This is a genomic window from Methanosarcina spelaei (assembly GCF_002287235.1).
GTDB classification, from domain to species: domain Archaea; phylum Halobacteriota; class Methanosarcinia; order Methanosarcinales; family Methanosarcinaceae; genus Methanosarcina; species Methanosarcina spelaei.
This window is the reverse complement of the sequence record NZ_LMVP01000263.1, coordinates 1-1,517: the sequence shown is the minus strand read 5'-3', so window position 1 is coordinate 1,517 and position 1,517 is coordinate 1. Positions and strand designations below refer to the sequence as shown.

At 43.0% G+C, this 1,517-nt stretch carries 1 protein-coding gene; it reads right to left on the bottom strand.

The window, feature by feature from the left end:
* Nucleotides 1–1,517: DUF3160 domain-containing protein (locus tag ASJ81_RS12510; protein ID WP_141241707.1), on the bottom strand; the 1,517-nt coding region annotated here is incomplete at both ends.

Below are 1,517 nucleotides of genomic sequence, written 5' to 3'. Positions count from 1 at the left end.
GAAGACTGTAATTTTTATAACTGGAATCGTTCAGTTCATCAAGCCAGTAAACAGCTCTTTTCGAGCCCAGCAGAGCCATAGCATCAAGTCCGCGAGGGAAACCTCTGTTGTTTCCATATTCGGAAGCTCTATAGGTGAAAGGCAATTTCTCCTGACTTCCAGTGTACTCATTAGTATAAGAACCGATAAGCCTGGAGAAAATATAAGAATCAGGGATAAAACGCTGTCCCATGAACCTGAAGCCTTTTGTATCATCAAGGAGTTTATCGGCCTGCTCAGCCGTTAGAATGAGATCATGGGCTCCGCTTCCAGTACCGCCATAAATCTCCGGGCTCCGATATCCGGCAAGCTTCACTTTCAGCTCTTCTATTGTTGTTGTGTTAAAGTTCCTTGACCCGTTTCCAAACACCGATTCCATTGCTTCCGTATATTCGTAAGGTCCGAGATCATCAGAGATGCCCACATAAAAGGCAGTAATCATATAGATCCGGTTCCATTTATTGAAGAGATCGGGATAGTTTCCTAGCTGGGAAGTTATCAGGCCTGCCTGTGTAGTCTGGATGCGGGCATCTTTTGCAGGGTCTTCCGATTCGATCAATTTCTCGTTGAGCAGCATGCTCATTCTGCCGTGCCATATAAACGCCTTGAAATAGTTTTGCAGTACTTCAGAGCGAGTATAGTGACCACGCGGTATGTACTGAGAATAGTCTTCCTTATATTTGAAAATCGGAGAAAGTTCAAAACCCTGGTGAGCTTCGATAAGAGCAAGTTCGGCTTCAACGTCTTTTTTTACAAACTCAGGAATCACGAACTGATATTTCTCTTTTGCTGCAGGGTCAAAGTATACTCCTGCTTCAGGGCCGTAAGGATCCGTTATCTCCTTTATTTGTTCATCTCTGGGCTGGAGCAGGCTCAAAGCAACTGAGAAATAGGCTGCGTTTCTTTTTGCGGCTTCCTTCTCTTCCCCTGAAGCTCTATTATAATCCTCCACAGATGCATTAAGCAGGGCTTTATCAAGTCCCCACAAAAGGTCGTATAACTTATTTTGCTCGATCTGGCTCATACTGTCATCAAACTGGACATGGTAGAGGTGAAGAAGCGTATCCGAAGTTATGAAAATCAATTGCCCTTCGTTTTCAAGGCTGTTATACATAGCAGTAATATCATCTTCCTTTGGATTGTAAGGGTTGGAAATAACAACAAATCCGTTTTCTTTCAGTTTCTCTTGAGCTGCTTCATCGGTCAGAAATTTATGAGAGAACTTTCCATAATTAGTAATATCGGATTCTTGCAAGGGAAGTTCATACTGTGGAGCTTTTAGTTCTATATCAAGAGCATCAAGACTGTAATTCCCTGCAAGTGATGAGTTCTCAGCCTCAAAACCGGAAAGATTTACTGCTTCGGTTTTCAGATGACCGGTTGAAGTGTTTCCGTCACTGTTCACTTCTTTGGTCGTTTCGGTTCCGTTTTTTTCATTTAAACCGGAACTTTGTTCCAGGCATCCTCCTGTAAAAAGG